Raw genomic sequence first — 17,499 nt, forward strand, 5'->3', positions numbered from 1 at the left:
TTCCGCCTCCACACCTTCAGTGGGATTTCGGTGCACGACCAGCGCGACGCGCAGGGCTTCGTCACTGTACACGCTGACTGCTCCCGGGCGCCCCGGCCCATGGCAAGTAGCGGAAACGGGAAAGCGCCCGCCCAGGGGGGCGGGGCGGGCGCGGTTCCGTATGGGTTTTCTGGATCAAACGAAGGTGAAGTCGGACGCGGTCAGGCCCAGGTCTGCCACGGTGACCACACCGCCCAGGTGGGCGAACTCGTGCGCGCTGCCGTCGGCGGTGACATAGGCCAGAGTTGCGAGTCTGTCGGTGTAGCTGCTTTGGTAGACAATGATGTCGCCGGCGTGCTCGCCGGAGATCGCACTCGCCGCCTCATTAGCAGAGTTGAAAGATTCGCCAGTGATCACCACGACGTGTTCGCCGTTCGCACCCGAGGCCGCACCGCTGTAGAAGCTGCTCACCGGGTAGCCGGACTGTATGCTGGCGTTGTTGACGAAGTTCGCGCCAAAACCATCGTTGTAGAGGCCCACCGCATCGAAGGCGAACTTGTCCTCCGCCGGGTTGAAATCGGTGATAGTGGTAATGTCCGACGTCGACCCGACAACCCCAGGTACCGGATTGTGGAACTGGAACACGAACGTGTCACTGTCGCTGCCCCCGGTCAACGTGTCCTGGCCGTCACCCACGTAGAGGACATCCTGGCCGGGTCCGCCGCTGAGCCTGTCATTGTCCTCACCGGAGACGCGCGCGTTGAAGCGGCCGTTGTCGCCGGAGAGATCGTCCCAGCCATCTCCGCCGAAGATGCGGTCGTTACCCTTGCCGCCGATGGCTCGGTCACTGCCCGCGCCACCCGAGATCTCGTCGTTGCCGCCACGACCGTCAAGCCAGTCACCGCCCTGGTAACCCTCGATCCAGTCAACACCCTCGGTGCCGAGGAGTGTTTCGGAACCCGGGCCACCTTCGATAATCTTTGCCATTGAAAATACTCCTAATGATGCCCCTGCCTGAGTCGTTCATATTCGTCATCGGACAATTGGAGAAATCGATTGCTTGGATAGGCATACATTTACGAAATGGATGCATTCTCGTTCACTTCGCCCTTCTGCTGAGCAGTTGCGGGCTCGCAGGCGGCGGGGACACGCCCCAGGCAATCGGCCCGAACATTCACACTCAAAGAACGGTCCAGGAAAACTTGGCAACCGGTCGTCCTGGTTGGGCCGCCCTCGGAAGAACGGGCATGGGGCTGTGTTGCCGAGTCGCGCCGGCACTGCCCATTGCGAGCAATGGAACGTTAGGGAGCGCGTTCGCGCGAGCCGAGATCGGAACTGACAGGCGCACCAGGTAGTACGAAATGCCGGGTTCACCAGGATTTCTCCGACCACCCCGCCAGTCGGGTGCTGTATCTTCTCACCAGGAAACGACGACAAAGTGTCCGGATCACGCTCGCCAGAAGGCCCGCCACCAGGTGCCGGCGAATGGACTCGAAACGTCATTGTTCTGATGAATGCCGGACACCGGGATCCTCCATGTCAGCGCGCTCTGCCACGTGATCCTGTGTAGACTCGATGGCCTTCAGGACTTTGGAACGCGCACCGAATGATCGCTGCCGTCCACCTTCCATCACCAACACCAAATCGACGGCGCGGATGGCGCTCGGCCGATGGGCGACGACAACCGCAATGCCCTTGCGCTCGCGCACGGAGGCGATCGCATTAACGACTGCAGCTTCGCCTTCCGCGTCGAGATGGGCATTGGGTTCATCCAGCACGACAAGGAAAGGGTCTCGATAAAGGGCCCGGGCAAGACCGATAAGCTGACGCTGCCCGGCGGAAAGTGCCGATCCGGCCTCACCAATCGGAGTTTCGTATCCGTGCTCAAATCGGAGGATCAGTTCGTGCGTGGCCGCTGCTTTCGCCGCGGCGACAATAGCCTCAGGGTCAGGATCATCTTCAAAACGAGCGATGTTTTCGGCAATGGTGCCATCGAACAATTCAACACCTTGTGGCAGATAGCCGATGTGACGGCCTAGTGCTTCCCGGTCCCATTGATCGAGGCTTGCGCTGTCGATGCGAACCTTCCCGGCGACCGGCGTCCATGCGCCGACGATGGCGCGCGAGAGTGTCGACTTGCCCGAGCCCGACGGGCCGATGACCCCGAGTGCGCTTCCCGCCTGAATGGCAAACGCAATGCCGGTCACGGTCGGCTTGCTTTCACCGGGCGGAACGATTGTCACGCTTTCGAGGCGCAGTTCGCGTTCAGGTGCAGGCATTAGCATAACAGGAGCGGTTTCAGGAACCTTTTCCAAGAGGTCCTCCAGCCGCGCCCAACCCTGGCGCGCCATGAGGAAGGGTTTCCAGCTTGAAATGGCGAGGTCGACCGGAGCCAGCGCACGCCCCATCATGATCGAACTGGCAATCATGACCCCGGCCGTAGCCTCTTCCCTGACGACAAGGTACGCACCGACGGCAAGAATGGCCGATTGCAGCAGCACGCGCAGCGACTTTGAAATGGCACCCAGCCCACCTGCCACGTCCCCAGCTTTCCGGTTGGCGGCCAGACACTTGGCATTGGCCTTTTGCCATCGGGCAGCGATCCGCTTTCCAAGACCGAGAGCTTGCACGACCTCGGCATTGCAACGCGCTGCTTGCAGCAGACCATTGCGTGCCATGTTGTGGGCAACGGTATCGCTTATCGGCCCTTGCGAGAGAGTGTTGGCAAGGAGTGTCAGAGATGTGAGACCGAACGCCCCGATAAGTGCCGTCATGCCGATCCAGAAATGAAGGAGGAAGCAAATGCCAAGATAAAACAGCATCCATGGCAGATCGAAGAACGCTGTCGGACCGTTTCCACCTAAGAAGCCGCGAACATTGTCGAGATCGCGAAGCGGCTGCAAGCCGTCGCCCGGCATGCGCGTTGAAAGCGGAAGGCGAACGATCGCATCGTGAACGCGTCCGGAAAACTGTCCATCGAAACGCTCGCCAATCCGCAGCAGCACGCGGGCGCGCAAAATGTCGAGCAGGCATTGGAACGCATAAAGCCCCGCAGCAAGCACGACGAGCCCCACTAGCGTGGATACGCTGCCACTTGCCAGAACGCGGTCATAGACCTGAAGCATGAACAGCGGCGAGATGAGCGCAAGCACGTTGACCACGCCGCTGATCAACACAATGCCCCAAATCGCGGAAGTCAGAGGGAAGGGTCTCAAAGCTGAATCCTTTAAGGAATGGTTGTCACGTAAGTCTCCGGAGGCTGGCGACCCAGCTCCCTATATTGCTCCCCGACCGGCAACCGACTGCATCCGCTCGCTGGTTCAGGATCAGTGCTCCCGCCGAATATGTTTGGTCCCGGCATTTAATGGAGCGCGTCAACAACACCGTCCGGCTGAAGGTTTGGAAGGGATTCATCGTGGTCGGCCGCAAGGGCCCGAACAGGCTTCCGCCTCCACACCTTCAGGCGCGTTCATATTCGTCATCGGACAATTGCAGAAATCGATTGCTTGGATAGGCACACATTTACGAAATGGATTCACTCTCGTTCGCTTCGCCCTTCTGCTGAGCAGTTGCGGGGTCGCAGGCGGCGGGGCATCGCCATCCATGCCTCCTCTCATAGTCGAGGGGGGGGCATTTTCTCAATTTGGGGACAACTGAGACGTCCGGTGCTCTTAGGCAGAGGAATCATACGAGATCCCTCCTGCAACATCATTTCCCGCATCCACAGGCTTGCCGGATCACTATTGTGGAGCGCAGGCCATTGAACGGCCTCCGTGAATGCGGGAGGAAGTGGCGGCGGAAGTTTGACAATCCGCAGGGGTGTTGTTTTTGCGAAATGCTGCGCCAGCCGTAAGGGCATGGTCCCGATGCGGCTGGTGCCTGATACAACGGGCGGGATCAGGCTAAAGCCGTGTACGACAACTTCGATGCGTCTCTCGAAACCGTGCTCGAGCAAATACCATTCCTCCATGGAGAGCTGCCGGGTGTCCCCGAATTTGAACACAACCTGCCCCATCGATAAGTATCGCTCCAATGTAAGTGGCTCTGACAGCTGCTTGTTCGTGCCGCAGCCTACGCACACGAGCATATCTTCGAACAGGGCTGCGCGAGGATGTTTCGACATGAATACTTCCGGCATAATTAGAAAATCAACGTCGCCGCGCCGGAGAAGCTCCTCGGGGTCGTCGGAAATAGGGAGACATTCAAAGCGGACGGCGGGAGCTTCCCGCGCAGCACGTTCTACGATCTTCTTAAAAAATACGAGCGTGATGTAATCGGAAAGGATAATCCGGAAGCGACGATCCGATTGGGCTGGGTTGAAGGCGTCCCAGGAAATAATCGATAGCTGGATGTGCAGCAATGCCTCCCTGACTGCTGGGGCGAGCCCCTCAGCGCGAGGTGTCAAAATGAGCTCGCGGCCGCTCATCGTAAATAGCTCATCGCTGAAATAGGCGCGTAACCGAGCAACGGCGGCGCTCATTGCCGGCTGGCTCAGGTTGATACTGCGGGCCGCCGCGGTGACTTTACGTTCCCTGACCAGAGCGTCCAACACGACGAGGAGATTCAGATCGAGTCCCTTAAAACGCATGTCTTGATCTAGGCGGCGTGTGAATGGGTTGCGACCAAACATTCAATTCGAATGGTGAGTAGCGTCAACGCATCAGCCTTCGACGAAAAAGAGCAATCGAAAAGAAGAAGGGCAAAACTGTGTATATGCAAAGCGCGCCGATATGCAGGCCCATTTTGTCAATCGGACGGCCAAGCATCGCTGGACGAATGAGGTCGATTGCATGTGCGAGCGGTAATAAGGAGGCAGCATACTGAAAAGCGCCGGGCAATTGGTTGACCGGAAACATCGCGCCGCAAAGGAACAGCATGGGTGTAATAACAAGCGTATTATAAAATATGAAATATTCATAACTGGGCGCAAGCGCCGTGACGACCATCGCTAGACTCGCGAAGGCGAGGCCATTGAGAGCGATGACTGGCAGCAAGCAGAGGATGGATGGCCACGATGCGTAGCCGAGCGTGGTAGCAACAATAGTGATTGCTGTGCCCGCCATGAGGGCCTTCGTGGCTGCCCACGCCAATTCGCCGAGTAAGATATCGCCGAGCGTCAGCTGAGTGCATAGCATTCCTTCCCAGGTGCGCTGGTCGCCCATGCGGCCGAAACTCCCGTAGACCGTTTCAGCGGTCGCCGATGCCATCACGCTTGTGGCAACCATGCCAGCCGCGAGAAACGCAATGTACGAAGTGCCCTCAACAGGACCTATCATTGTTCCGATGCCAAAGCCGAGACCGAACAGATAGATCATCGGATCGGCGAGGTTGCCGAGAACCGATGCAAGCCCGATTTTCTTCCATCCAAGATAGTTGCGGCGCCAAACCGCGACCCAATTCCACGCATTGGCGGGCATGCCCGCCGCATAACGTTCGCCCATTGTTCAGTCCTCCATCTCGCGCCCGGTTAACCGCAAAAACACATCCTCGAGATTGGGGGGACGCTGCAGAAGGCGTAGACCCGTGCGCCCGCGTAGCTGCGCCAGCACCTGCTCCGGATCGGGTGCATAGCAAAAAAGCGTCTCACCGCTCACCTCGATGCGCTGTGCGTACGGCCGGATCAGCGCACCCAGTTCATGCGGATTGCCGCCGTAGACCTCCACCACGTCACAGCCGATCTGCTCGTCAATGAGTTCGGACGGGCGACCTTCGGCGATCTTGCGCCCCTCCTCCATAACGCACAGCCGATCGCACAGCCGCTCGGCCTCTTCCATGAAATGGGTAGTCAAAAGAATAGTCTTGCCCCGCGCCAGCAGCGATCGCAGCCGATCCCAGATCAGGTGGCGGGCCTGCGGATCGAGGCCGGTGGTCGGCTCGTCCATCACCAGCAAGTGCGGGTCATTGATGAGCGCACGCGCGAGCGTCAGGCGCCGCTTCATGCCGCCGGACAGTTCGGCGACGCGCGCATCCGCTTTGTTCTCGAGGCGGGCGAACTCAAGCAGCGATGGTATGACCGCATCGATCTGGCGTCTGCTCATCCGGAAGTAGCGCCCGAACACCAACAGGTTCTCGCGTACAGTGAACGCGGCATCAAGATTGTCGAACTGCGGGACCACGCCGATGCGCATACGTGCCAAACGCGCGCGCGCCGGCACTGGAGCGCCGAGCACAGTAATCTTCCCCGCATCAGGCGATGTCATGCCGAGGACCATACGCGCAATCGTGCTTTTGCCCGCGCCGTTCGGTCCCAAGAGCCCGAAGCATTCCCCCGCCGCAACGCGGAACGACAGCCTGTCGACAACGAGCTTGTCATAAGTTTTGCTTACGTCAGTAAGGTCGATCGCTATCATGGACATGGGTTCATTTTACCGAGAGGGACGACAAAACTGGCGGTCGCTTGGTTCCCTGCCGATCTGAAACTGTGACTCGTCTTCGCCATCCCCGCCGTCGATAACGAACTGATCGACATCACAAGGATCTAGCCGCTGCTCCGCTAAAGCGGCGACAATTGCGTCGAGATTATCGATGGATTGGTAACGCGGATCGTTGTGCCGCTTTTCCTGGTCATCGCAGAAGACGAGCCGTCCATCCTGGACCAGGGCGATCGCCCCATCATGGGTCAGCTTGGTACCACAGATGCGCATAGTGTCTCCACGTTAACGGCGATAGATTCGAGATTCATCAGGAAGCGGAAATCGGGTTCCGGAAACGGACGAGCAAGCAGTCTTCGTTGACCGACTCGCCCCGACACTCAAGCCGCTCTACCTCGATCAACGTTTCGTTCAGCATGGCGATGACCGGCTCAGCACCAGCGGCGTGACCCCAGCGACGGCAATTAGCATCCCTTGCCGATCCGAAGATCAGATGCCCGCCTGGCGCAAGCACCCGCACCAGGTTTTTGACGGCCGCGCGCATCTCGGCTATGTCTCCGAGGTAGTAGAGGACCTCCGCCACAACGATCACGTCAAACAACTCGTCGGTCGAAAACTGTTGAACATCGCAGACTATCCAGTTGATGCGCGACGGCTCCTTTATCCGTTGACGTGCTCGAGCAATCGCTTGCGCCACGACATCGATGACGGTGAGCCCTTGGCAGTAGGGGGCTAGTTTTTCCGTGAATGCGCCGGCAGCGCACCCGACTTCGAGGGCATTTGTAATGGAGCCTTGGGCAAGCGCCAGCTGGAGCATTTGCGTGTGGCGCTTCCGCTCGAATGGATTGCCGTCGAGGCCCCACGGATCGTCGGCGGCCAATTCCCGATCAAGCAACTGATGATTCACGTTCTGGGTCAAACTCGTGCACCTTTCGTCCATTAGGTATTTGCGATCAATCGTCGCCGCAAATGTTGTCCGACAGGACTAATTCCGAAGAATCCCGCGCAAGACTGAGCCTGCGAAGCGGAGCCGAATGGGGCGAGAGTTCTGCCCTGCTGGAACCAGTGATCGGAGCTTGGGTGGGGGCCTGTTTTCCCCCAGTGTTCGATGTAGCGACAGCAGAGCTTCGCGACAGCCAATCGCTATTGCTCAAGGTACACAGCGCGTAGGCCTTCAACGGAAGCAAGAGAAAGACGTTGATGAACGTGTGCAGCGAAAAGCCAAGAAATCGAAATTGTCGAGCACGAAATGCTACCACGCTGCATCGGAGCATGGTCATGGACACAATCATCAGTCCTGTCCACCAAGGCACAGTGCCTGTCAGTGCGAAATGTGCGAGGCCCGTTAATACCGATAGGGCGAGGAGTAGCGCGCCGAGATTCTGTCCGACCACGTCCAACGTGAGATAGCTATTTAGGCTAGGCAGCAAGCGCAGCCCAAGCAGTGTGTCCCGGAATGTGCTTCGTGCCCAACGGAGTTGTTGGCGCAGATACGGTCCGAGTCTGTTCGGAACGACTGTGGCCGCGATGGCGCTCGGAACGTATTCGGTTCGAAAGCCTGCTTTCAGCATCAGGATAGTGAGATGGCGATCCTCACCGAAGTCGCTTGGCTTGCCCCGAAAAAATTGCGACTCGTACTGGTCCAGTAACAAAAGGAGCGCAGACCGGCGGTACATGGCACATGGGCCGCAACAGCACATAACGGCACCGAAGCGAGCCTGTGCCGCGCGCTCCTCGTTGCAAGCCAGCCAGTACTCCATGTCTATCAGCCTGGTCAGCCAGCTCTCGGTTCGGTTACTGGCCGTCAACTGACCCATGACTGCGCCGACCGCTGAATCTCGCATCTTCGGTACAAGCTTGGAAATGACGTCGGGCGCGAGTACCGTGTCTGAATCAACGTTAAGCACCAGATCCCCTGATGAGCGTCGTATCGCGGCGATCTGCGCCTTGCGCTTTCCAACATTCTCGGGAAGCAAAATGATGTCGAACCTGGGGTCGCGCGCGTAGTCTTCGTGGACAGTTCCTAAGGCTTCGCGATTTCCAGAACCGTCATCAACCAAATAGACCCGAAGTCTTCCGGCGTATTCTTGGTCTGCAATGGAAGCCAGGCACTCTGAAAGCGTGCGCGGATCCTCGTTGAAGCAGGGGACGATGACATCGACGCTGGGCAGTTTGTCGGAGCCGGCGAGAACCTCCAACGCCGACGAATCCTTTGTCGGCATAGCATAAAGCCCTTGCATGCTCTTATAGGCAGTCGAGAGCAGTGCATAAAGCGAAATGGCCACAGTGCTGGTTGTACCAAGAAGAGTCATGGGATCTCGTTGTTCAGTGATGTTGAGGAAGTGAGCGGATTACAAATCCGCGCTCACGCAGTGCTGGAATCAGCCGGGACAGCGCCGTGACCGTCTGGTCGCGCATGCCGGCGTGAGCGCCCTGGCTCAACTCGCCGGGAGGGCATCCGTCGTGCAAGAGTACAATTGCGCCCGGCCGGACGGAGGCGAGCACTTTATCGATAATCGCCTCTACTCCAGGGCGAGACCAATCTCGAGGGTCGACGGACCAATGAAGGGCCGCCAGCCCGGCGATCTGTGATGCTGTGCAGACTTCTTCGCTCCAGGCGCCGTAGGGCGCGCGAACAAAGCGGACCGAGGCCTGCGGGCACGCTCTCATGATGGCGTCGTTCGCTTCAAAGACCTCACGTTGCACTTCGCCGAAACCGCATTGGTACAGATCCGGATGAGACATCGTGTGGTTGCCTACCTCGTGCCCTTCTGCGATCATCCGTTGGATTAGATATGGGTGCTCTAAGGCGTAGGCGCCGATGACGAAGAAAGTCGCCGGCACCCGCTGCTCTGCCAGCACGTCGAGAATCTCCGGTGTGAAAAGTGGATTGGGACCGTCGTCAAACGTCAGATAAACGCTTCGACGGCCGGTGCCGTCAGAGCACTCACGGCGCACTTCGTACAAGCAATCGGACCGGCTCATAGCTCTGGTCCGTTCCGATCTATCATCGTGCCCGTGGGCCATTCGCTGATCGGCCGTCCAACTGGCAGAACAATTGTGAGTGCGTCATCGATGCGTGTGGGCGGCAGGTCGAGGCGGGCCTCTGGTCGGGTGGAGCGCACGCGAATTCCCGACAAAACGGCCATAGGGCTGTATCGCCGTCCGAACCTCTCAACATGATTCCGCATCGCGTCCCTGACCGTTCCGAAAGCGAATGGAACGCCAAGCTCCTGCAGTATTGGAAGCATGACATGGATTGAATGGGCGATTCCCAGACCCTCAAGGTCCGGACGTACCCCGTACAGGCCCAGTTCAGCCACCAACAGGTCGACCGCGTCGACCTTGATGAAACGGCGCAGTATGCCCATGTGAGCCGCTACACCGCTTGAATCATAGGCGATTACGCGGAGTTCAGGCCTGGCTCCGGCCCAGCTTCGACTACCTTCGAACGGTTCTGCGTTGGACGCCCCAGTCGGCCCGTACGTATCACGAAAGAACTCGGCGAGCTTAACGTGATCGGAGAGCTGCAACTCGTTTTCCCAGCACAACTTCCACTGCACCTGATGGCGCATTCAGGACCTCTCTTCATATTGGTTTTTGTGGCCGCATTACTCGACCAAAGCGGCGTTGGTGGCTGCACTCAGCCGTTGTCGTTGGCGAAGGTGAGCCAGACGCTCTCTCGAGTTCCGGCCCGTGTCGTCGATTTGAGCTTGACGTCGCTCACTTTCCGTTCCTCTAATGCATGGCTCGTAAATTCGTAAAATTGATTGTTTGAATGATACGCATCCACACGTTGGATAGAACATGACATGCGTTTTAAAGGGCTGGATCTAAATCTCCTCGTTGTGCTGGACGCTCTGATGAGGGAGCGTAAAGTCACTGCCGCGGCTCGCAGTATCAACCTGAGCCAGCCGGCCATGAGCGCCGCCGTTGCTCGGCTACGCGCCTATTTCAACGATGAGCTATTTACGATGAACGGCCGCGAGCTCATTTTGACGCCGCGCGCCGACGGGCTCGCCCCAGCAGTCCGGGACGCATTGCTGCACATCCAGCTATCGATTATTTCCCCCGACGCCTTCAACCCGGCCCAATCGGATCGTCTCTTCCGAATCATGCTTTCCGATTACATCACGCTCGTATTTTTTAGGAAGATAGTAGAGCGCGCTGCGCGGGAAGCTCCCGCCGTTCGCTTTGAATGTCTGCCTATTTGCGACGACCCCGAGGAGCTTCTCCGGCGCGGCGACGTTGATTTTCTGATTATGCCGGAAGTGTTCATGTCGAAACATCCTCGGGCAGCCCTGTTCGAAGATAAGCTCGTAGGCGTAGGCTGCGGCACGAACAAGCAGCTGTCGGAGCCACTTACATTCGAGCGATACTTGTGCATGGGGCATGTTGTGCTCAAATTCAGGCACACCCGGCAGCCCACCATGGAGGAATGGTATTTGCTCGAGCACGGTTTCGAGAGACGTATCGAAGTTGTCGTACAGGGCTTTAGCCTGATCCCGCCCGTCCTGTCAGGCACCAGCCGCATCGGGACTATGCCCTTACGGCTGGCGCAGCATTTCGCAAAAACAACACCCCTGCGGATTGTCCAACTTCCGCCGCCACTTCCTCCTCCTGCATTCACGGAAGCCGTCCAATGGCCTGAGCTTCACAATAGTGATCCGGCAAGCGTGTGGATGCGGGAAATGATGTTGCAGGAGGCATCTCGCTTGGCGCCTTTGCCTGAAATTATTGAGCGTCTCGGGCACGCCGATCCGACCTTTCGTTTCTTGGTACCGACTGCCACCTCGAAATCGCGTGCGAAGTCCCGGAAGATGTTGAGCCCCACCTAATCACCGCCTGTAATACAGGCTGATCAGCATGTTCGACAAGCGCCGGCGCGGCGCGTGTAACCTACGTTCTGGGGCTGATCTCAGGCGAATTGCTCGTCGAGGATGTGTGGCAGAGTGATGCCAGCTGCCTTGATTGCCCGCTTTGGCCGTAGGTGGTGACGACGCGAGCATTCTTTTCGATGGCGGCTTCTGGAGGCGGACGCGATCGCGTAGGAGCGGTCGCCCTTCGGGCGTCGGGCCTTTGGCCCGGCAGAGCGGCGCAGTTCCTTGCTAAGTGCGAGGGGCCGGAACGAGCAGAACACACGCCCGGGCTGCTACTGAATTGACTGCCGCCTCGATTTGCGTGCGAAGTCCCAGAAGATGGTTAGCCCGGTTAAATTCCTACCTTGCCGGCTGTGCCGCGGCTTTTCACGTGCAGCCAGGCGAGGAGATGGCGGTCGACGAGGTCGACCCCAAATGGACTGTGCTGGCCTCGCTCGGCTCTTGCCGTGCGGGATCATTGACCACACCCCCTGCACGAGAACGTGGGGCATGTTGGCAAGTGAAGCCGGTGGAGGTTGACGCTGCGGATCTAGGCAATCTACCTCGCGCTTCCGCCTTCATATATTTTCCGGCAGATGGATGTCGAACGGCAGAAATGTCTGTCCGGGTGTTTCAGCGGTGCCGGTCTCGATAGCCCGTGTCATCAGCGTTATCAGCTCCTGGCAAAGCCGGCGCATTGGCGTGGCGACCGCCATCGTGACGATGTTATCTGCAAGCGCTGCCCGAGACTCAGGTGTGATTTCATTCACGATCGCGACGAGATCCCGACTTTTGCCCTCTTCTCGGAGCGCGGAGATCGCGCCCTCCATGCCGCCGCCGGCGACATAGAAGCCGACGAGCTCGGGCTCCCGCTGCATGAGATCAAGCGTTGCCTCGTAGGTGATCTGCCGTTTCTCGAGGTTCATGACCGGATCCAGCACCTCGAACGTGGGCGCGTTCTCACGGCAATAGGAGCGAAAGCCGACGTCACGGAGCTCGTGCCCCTGGAAACGATGGCTGCCGACAAACACCGCCACTTTGCCGGGCCGTTTTGCGACCTTGGACACCATCCAAGCGGCCGTGCGCCCCACCTTGCGGTTGTTAAGGCCGATATACCCCTGTCGCACGCCGGCGGCGAAGTCGGAAAGCAGCGAGAAAACCGGAATGCCCTTGGCCTTGAGGTCCTCAACCGCTGCTGTGATTTTCGGGTGGTCCGGTGCCACCATCGCGATTGCATGGCAGCGTGCGCCCAACTCCTTGAGCGGCGCGATCAGGTCGCTCGGCATATGTGACGGGGCGAATTCGACGAGCGGAATGCCGTGGAAGGACTGGGCCAAATTGACCGATGCTTCGACCTCGCGGGCTAAATCTTGGTAGAAATGCTGGGCCGGTTTTCTCAAGATGAAGCCCAGACGGTAGTGCGGTAGGTCTCGCCGCAACCGCTGCTTGATTAGCCCGGCAGCATGATAGCCGATCGCCTGGGCGGCGTCGTGGACCCGCCGCGCGGTCTCCTCGCGCACCGGATGGCGGGCGTTCAGAACCCGATCGATCGTTGCTACGCTGACTCGGGCTTCGCGGGCGAGATCGGCAATTGTGGGGCGCTTGGTCATAGGTCCTATTCTGATTGGTTTTGACGCGGGCCGGCTCTCTGTCCGCCTAGCGCGTTTCGGTTTCGGGTGGCAAAGTGAAGACGTCCCCATACGAATGGGCACAACGTGTTGGACGAACATCATTGCAGACGTAAACCGGCCGGGTATACTGAAAGGCTCATTCGCTTAAAGTGCGGTGACGATTTGCACTCACACATTTAGCGCTTCTGATACATGGTCCGTGAGGAGCCGTTTAGAGGCTGCGGGTCGGTCGTTCAGTTATGTGACCAGCTAAGCGACTTGACAGGTCGTGGGCCGCCCACCTTACTTGCAGGAGGGTAGCCGGTTTGATGCCTCGGTAAGCTGATGACCGCTGAAGGCAGCTTTCATCTGTGCTCGGTCCAACTCTCCTTCCCAGCGTGCGACGACGAGGGATGCCACTGCGTTGCCGACGCAATTCGTCAGCGCCCGGCATTCGGACATGAATCGGTCGATGCCGAGTATCAGTGCCATCCCAGCAACGGGAACACTCGGAACTACCGCGAGCGTAGCCGCCAGGGTGATGAAGCCCGCACCTGTCACACCTGCAGCGCCCTTGGAGGAAAGCATTGCTACGAGCAGCAGCAGCACCTGATCGCCGATGGACAGATCCGTGTTCGTCGCCTGTGCGATGAAGAGAGCCGCTAGCGTCATGTAAATATTCGTGCCGTCCAGATTGAACGAATATCCGGCCGGGATGACGAGACCCACAACCGAACGCCTGGCGCCCGCCTTCTCCATTTTCTCCATCAGCGACGGGAGCGCCGCCTCCGAGGAGGACGTTGCGAGGACAAGCAGCAGCTCTTCCTTGATGTAACGAATGAGAGAACAAATCGAAAAGCCGTTGTACCGGCAGACTGCGCCGAGAACCCCGAACACGAAGAGGAAGGCGGTGAAATAGAACGTCGCGACCAGCATCGCGAGGTTGACCACCGAACCGATGCCATATCTGCCGATGGTGAAGGCCATCGCGCCAAAAGCGCCGATCGGCGCGGCCTTCATCAGAATTCCGACGAGCTTGAAGACAGGCACAATGAGCGCCTGGAGGAAGGAAACGACAGGCTTCCCCGTCTCTCCGGCCATCGCAAGCGCCATGCCGAACAGAACCGAGAAGAACAGCACCTGCAGGATGTCGCCTTCCGCGAAGGCACCGACGATCGTTGGCGGGATGATGTTCATCAGGAAGCCGGTGACCGACTGCGCTTTGGCTTTTGCGGCATAGGTATTCACGGCCTGGACATCGAGCGAGGCCGGATCGATGTTCAGGCCGTCGCCAGGCTGGACGACATTGGCGACGATGAGGCCGACGATCAGCGCGAGCGTTGAGAAGGTGAGGAAATAAACCATTGCCTTGCCGGCGACCCGGCCGACCTTATGAAGATCGTTCATGCCAGCAATGCCGGTCGCAATTGTCAGGAAGATGACAGGCGCGATGATCATCTTGACCAGCTTGATGAAGGCATCACCCAGCGGCTTCAGGCTCTCGCCGGTCTCCGGATAAAAATAGCCAATTGCGACGCCGAGCGCGATGGCGGCAAGCACCTGGGCGTAGAGCTTGGTGTAGAAGGGTTTGCGGGGCGCGGGACTCGCGCCGCGGACTTGTGCAGCTGACACTGTTTCTCTCTCCCTGACCGGATCGAGGTGGCGTGACTTCTCCCGGGCTTCTCCCTATCGCGGCGCTCCGGTCGAACGCTGCACCAACGCCGCCGCAATACCCATGCCAGATGAATCCGCATCACCTGAACTGACGTGGGCTCGCCAATGATGGAGGAATGCGGTGTCAGCGGGCAAGGTCGCGGTCCGAACGCCCTTGATGGTCTCTGGCAGAGTGCTGCCGGTCGATCCCTCTGGCTAGCGGTTTGCTGCACAGAGCGTGGTGGGTTCCTCGTTAGCCGGCTTTGGACCGGGCCCCATCGTGTCGCCTGTTCAAGGCCGTCCAGATGACAGGCTAACTTACCCCTGTTCGGAAGCGCTCGTTTCTGGACAGCCTACGACCGTGCAGCCACTGCAATGCACAGAATAAATTCGGACGGTCCTTTGGACGACCCATTTTGCAAATGAACGCCCGCAGCAGGGGCAGCCGTTTTCAAGCGGTCGCATCGTAATCTGTTCAGACTTTTCGATACGCTCATTGAGTGTGCCGATTTCGGCCCCAGGCCGGTGATGGTGCTGACCACGACGATGCGATTCAGAAGTTGCGAGCACCGCCTACGAAGTCGTACTCGACGCCAGCTTCGCGCCTTCACACCCGACATCGCCGCCGCCTGATCAACTCGAGAAAGATGGCGGTTGCCGCAACCGACCAGTGCCGTTGGCGGTTATTCTCACTCCCGCCCCTCCTTCGCGGGCGCTGGTGAATGGCACGGCCCCGCATTTACACTCCGCGCGGTCAGCCGCTCGGGCAACGCATGGCCGGCCCAGGTATTTCTGCTTCAACGCAAAGATAGAACTGATGAATCCTATCATAGGCCGCGAGGTTTCCTTTCACAGATGAAAGAAAGCTCGATTGACTATGCCGCCTCGCTCCAGTCTTTTGAAAACAACGTGTGTTTGCCCGGGGCAAGCCAATAACATGGCCAAGCTTCGTGGAGGGAGTAGCCAAGCTATGCGTCAGGGCTAGACCCGCTTTGCACTCGACCACACGGCGGCGGCACGAGTTCACGTCGGAGCATATTCGCGCGTGCCCGCGACGTCGCGGGCGCACATGCCGCCAGCCTAGATTTGATGGCGCGAGATCGAGGATCACATGCACCACAACATTAGCAAGTCAGAACAGAATGCCCGCGACTGCGGCATATCGCTGCCGAATGCGATAAAGGGTTGTCCAAAGCCCGACACGAATCCTGCGAATGTGGCATTGCACGAGCGCGCGCTAACCGGCATCTTCGAAATATCGAAAGTACTCGCCGATGCCGCCCGGCTCGAACTCAAGTTGGCCAAGGTAGTCGACCTCCTGCACTCGTTTGTGCAGATGCGGCACGGCATCATCGCTCTCTGCGATGCCGAGGGCGGACTGGACATCACAGTGGCCAGCGGCTGCGGCACGAACGGCAATGAGCCCTCTCGGTCGCGCCTGCCGCGCAACGCCATCGATCAGATTGTGACGACCGACACGCCGCTCGTCGCCGACGACATAGCGATGCATCCGACCTTCACTGCCACTGATATCGAGGTGCTTGGGGCCTCCGACACCGTGTCGTTCATCGGCGTTCCCATTCGTGTTGATGGGAACGCCATAGGCGCGCTGACTTTGGACCGGGTTTTGGAAAGCAGGTCAAGCTATGGGCTCGACGATGATGTCCGGCTGCTCACCATGATTGCCAACATGGTGGGACAGACAGTCAAGTTGCATCGCTTCTCCGCGGCCGACAGCGAGCGAGCGCCGGAGCTGGAACATCGGCTGCAAACGAAATTTTCTGATGTTAAGCACCCTGCACCCCGGCGCAAAAAGGTTCACGTCGAGGGGATGATTGGTGACAGTCCGGCGATAAGCGCCCTGCTGGAGAAGATCGCGGTCGTAGCGAAGGCAAAAACCACAGTTCTGTTGCGAGGTGAGTCCGGTACCGGGAAGGAGCTGGCTGCCAAGGCAATTCACGAGTTGTCGCCGCGCGCCAAGCGGCCCTTCGTTAAACTCAATTGTGCAGCGCTCCCAGAGACAGTCCTGGAATCCGAATTGTTCGGTCATGAGAAGGGTGCCTTCACAAGCGCATTCAATTCCCGCAAGGGGCGCTTTGAGCTCGCTGACAAGGGGACGTTGTTTCTGGATGAGATTGGCGAGATCTCGGCCTCGTTCCAGGCAAAGCTACTGCGCGTGCTGCAGGAGCAGGAGTTTGAGCGCGTCGGCAGCAATCAGACCATCAAGGTCGATGTTCGCGTGATTGCCGCCACGAACAGGAACCTGGAAGAGGCGGTTGCAAGGAATGAGTTCCGCGCCGACCTGTACTACCGCATCAACGTGGTTCCCTTGCTGGTACCAGCATTGCGCCAAAGGCGCAGCGATATTCCGCTCCTCGCAGCTGAGTTTCTCAAGAAGTTCAACGACGAGAACGGCTGTACGCTCACCTTCGATCCGCGTGCGATTGAAGTGCTGATGAAATGTGAGTTTCCCGGCAACATTCGCGAGCTTGAAAATTGCGTGCACCGGACAGCGATCCTGGCCGAGGGACTGTCAATCGGGAGAAACGACTTTGCCTGCTCCCAAGGCCAATGCTTTGCCGAGGCGCTGTGGAAGTGCAGATCGGGCAAGGCCGCGCTGCAACCACCGCCGATCCTGCCGGAGTCAGCGAATTTGGCCACGCCCCCGGACGAGGCCGCCAGTTCGGCCGCGACTAACCCGCTTGCCGGCGCAACCCACCCAATTGGCGCGAGGACGCCCGATATAGAGCGCGTCATTGCTGCCATGGAAAGATGTGGCTGGGTGCAGGCAAAGGCAGCGCGCTTGCTTGGGCTGACCCCGCGACAGATTGGCTACGTGCTGAGGAAATACGGCGTCGAGATCAAGCGTCTTTGAAAGCATGACCCTGGGCATGAGCTGAGCCGCTTAGCGCCTTGGCGCCGCGCAGCGATGCAGATCCGCGTGCGCGTCAACTCGATTCGACCGAGGACAGGTCGACTTACTTGACTTGTGAGCGGATAACTTCTATATGATGTGGACACTTTAAG

At 58.8% G+C, this 17,499-nt stretch carries 13 protein-coding genes and 2 pseudogenes; 2 read left to right on the forward strand and 13 right to left on the reverse strand.

The features are described from left to right. Positions 1 to 174: 174 nt before the first annotated feature. The 10 genes and pseudogenes from ACYHH6_RS08920 to ACYHH6_RS08965 form a co-directional block, all read right to left on the reverse strand. Complete coding sequence (locus tag ACYHH6_RS08920) at positions 175 to 966, reverse strand: calcium-binding protein (RefSeq protein WP_023686103.1); 792 nt, start codon at positions 964 to 966, stop codon at positions 175 to 177. Between the two features lie 512 nt (positions 967 to 1,478). After that, complete coding sequence (locus tag ACYHH6_RS08925) at positions 1,479 to 3,194, reverse strand: type I secretion system permease/ATPase (RefSeq protein WP_488473644.1); 1,716 nt, start codon at positions 3,192 to 3,194, stop codon at positions 1,479 to 1,481. A 398-nt stretch (positions 3,195 to 3,592) separates the two neighbouring features. Continuing rightward, on the reverse strand, positions 3,593 to 4,567 hold the full coding sequence (locus ACYHH6_RS08930) for a LysR family transcriptional regulator (RefSeq protein WP_023703124.1): 975 nt from the start codon (positions 4,565 to 4,567) through the stop codon (positions 3,593 to 3,595). Positions 4,568 to 4,631: 64 nt separating this feature from the next. Further along, positions 4,632 to 5,420, reverse strand: a complete 789-nt coding sequence (locus ACYHH6_RS08935) for an ABC transporter permease (RefSeq protein WP_023687364.1) — start codon at positions 5,418 to 5,420, stop codon at positions 4,632 to 4,634. A gap of 3 nt (positions 5,421 to 5,423) precedes the next feature. Then, the gene (nodI, locus tag ACYHH6_RS08940) at positions 5,424 to 6,335 is read right to left on the reverse strand and encodes a nodulation factor ABC transporter ATP-binding protein NodI (RefSeq protein WP_023685034.1); all 912 of its coding nucleotides are present in this window, start codon (positions 6,333 to 6,335) and stop codon (positions 5,424 to 5,426) included. Between the two features lie 54 nt (positions 6,336 to 6,389). Beyond that, positions 6,390 to 6,623 (reverse strand): annotated as a pseudogene (locus tag ACYHH6_RS08945) (carbamoyltransferase N-terminal domain-containing protein); the annotation flags it as partial. Between the two features lie 37 nt (positions 6,624 to 6,660). Beyond that, positions 6,661 to 7,290 carry a nodulation methyltransferase NodS gene (gene nodS, locus ACYHH6_RS08950; protein WP_023685032.1) on the reverse strand — a complete coding sequence of 210 codons (630 nt, stop codon included), beginning with the start codon at positions 7,288 to 7,290 and terminating at the stop codon, positions 6,661 to 6,663. 13 nt (positions 7,291 to 7,303) lie between these two features. Then, positions 7,304 to 8,662 (reverse strand): chitooligosaccharide synthase NodC, encoded by a 1,359-nt coding sequence (gene nodC, locus ACYHH6_RS08955; protein ID WP_023687361.1) that lies wholly within the window; start codon positions 8,660 to 8,662, stop codon positions 7,304 to 7,306. Positions 8,663 to 8,675: 13 nt separating this feature from the next. Beyond that, positions 8,676 to 9,335 (reverse strand): chitooligosaccharide deacetylase NodB, encoded by a 660-nt coding sequence (gene nodB, locus ACYHH6_RS08960; RefSeq protein ID WP_023672235.1) that lies wholly within the window; start codon positions 9,333 to 9,335, stop codon positions 8,676 to 8,678. After that, positions 9,332 to 9,925 carry a NodA family N-acyltransferase gene (locus tag ACYHH6_RS08965; RefSeq protein ID WP_023685029.1) on the reverse strand — a complete coding sequence of 198 codons (594 nt, stop codon included), beginning with the start codon at positions 9,923 to 9,925 and terminating at the stop codon, positions 9,332 to 9,334. The genes nodB and ACYHH6_RS08965 overlap by 4 nt, the downstream gene beginning before the upstream one ends. Positions 9,926 to 10,162: 237 nt before the next feature. On the opposite strand from ACYHH6_RS08965, the gene ACYHH6_RS08970 reads away from it, so the two are divergent. Further along, on the forward strand, positions 10,163 to 11,188 hold the full coding sequence (locus ACYHH6_RS08970; RefSeq protein ID WP_023698291.1) for a LysR family transcriptional regulator: 1,026 nt from the start codon (positions 10,163 to 10,165) through the stop codon (positions 11,186 to 11,188). Between the two features lie 80 nt (positions 11,189 to 11,268). Here ACYHH6_RS08970 and ACYHH6_RS08975 read toward each other — a convergent pair. The 3 genes and pseudogenes from ACYHH6_RS08975 to ACYHH6_RS08985 form a co-directional block, all read right to left on the reverse strand. After that, positions 11,269 to 11,496: pseudogene (locus tag ACYHH6_RS08975) on the reverse strand (IS1634 family transposase); the annotation flags it as partial. 291 nt (positions 11,497 to 11,787) lie between these two features. Beyond that, entirely contained in the window at positions 11,788 to 12,819 is a 1,032-nt protein-coding gene (locus ACYHH6_RS08980) for a LacI family DNA-binding transcriptional regulator (protein WP_023703127.1), read from the reverse strand. Positions 12,820 to 13,122: 303 nt separating this feature from the next. Then, complete coding sequence (locus ACYHH6_RS08985) at positions 13,123 to 14,451, reverse strand: dicarboxylate/amino acid:cation symporter (RefSeq protein ID WP_023706359.1); 1,329 nt, start codon at positions 14,449 to 14,451, stop codon at positions 13,123 to 13,125. A gap of 1,132 nt (positions 14,452 to 15,583) precedes the next feature. On the opposite strand from ACYHH6_RS08985, the gene nifA reads away from it, so the two are divergent. Continuing rightward, positions 15,584 to 17,347 (forward strand): nif-specific transcriptional activator NifA, encoded by a 1,764-nt coding sequence (gene nifA, locus ACYHH6_RS08990; RefSeq protein ID WP_023731294.1) that lies wholly within the window; start codon positions 15,584 to 15,586, stop codon positions 17,345 to 17,347. Positions 17,348 to 17,499 lie beyond the last annotated feature (152 nt).

The organism is Mesorhizobium sp. P171375, from assembly GCF_057786075.1.

Coding starts and splice junctions, on each gene's coding strand:
- ACYHH6_RS08920 (WP_023686103.1), bottom strand. CDS start 966: ATGGCAAAGATTATCGAAGGTGGCCCGGGTTCCGAAACACTCCTCGGC.
- ACYHH6_RS08930 (WP_023703124.1), bottom strand. CDS start 4,567: ATGCGTTTTAAGGGACTCGATCTGAATCTCCTCGTCGTGTTGGACGCT.
- ACYHH6_RS08935 (WP_023687364.1), bottom strand. CDS start 5,420: ATGGGCGAACGTTATGCGGCGGGCATGCCCGCCAATGCGTGGAATTGG.
- nodI (WP_023685034.1), bottom strand. CDS start 6,335: ATGTCCATGATAGCGATCGACCTTACTGACGTAAGCAAAACTTATGAC.
- nodS (WP_023685032.1), bottom strand. CDS start 7,290: ATGGACGAAAGGTGCACGAGTTTGACCCAGAACGTGAATCATCAGTTG.
- nodC (WP_023687361.1), bottom strand. CDS start 8,662: ATGACTCTTCTTGGTACAACCAGCACTGTGGCCATTTCGCTTTATGCA.
- nodB (WP_023672235.1), bottom strand. CDS start 9,335: ATGAGCCGGTCCGATTGCTTGTACGAAGTGCGCCGTGAGTGCTCTGAC.
- ACYHH6_RS08965 (WP_023685029.1), bottom strand. CDS start 9,925: ATGCGCCATCAGGTGCAGTGGAAGTTGTGCTGGGAAAACGAGTTGCAG.
- ACYHH6_RS08970 (WP_023698291.1), top strand. CDS start 10,163: ATGCGTTTTAAAGGGCTGGATCTAAATCTCCTCGTTGTGCTGGACGCT.
- ACYHH6_RS08980 (WP_023703127.1), bottom strand. CDS start 12,819: ATGACCAAGCGCCCCACAATTGCCGATCTCGCCCGCGAAGCCCGAGTC.
- nifA (WP_023731294.1), top strand. CDS start 15,584: ATGCACCACAACATTAGCAAGTCAGAACAGAATGCCCGCGACTGCGGC.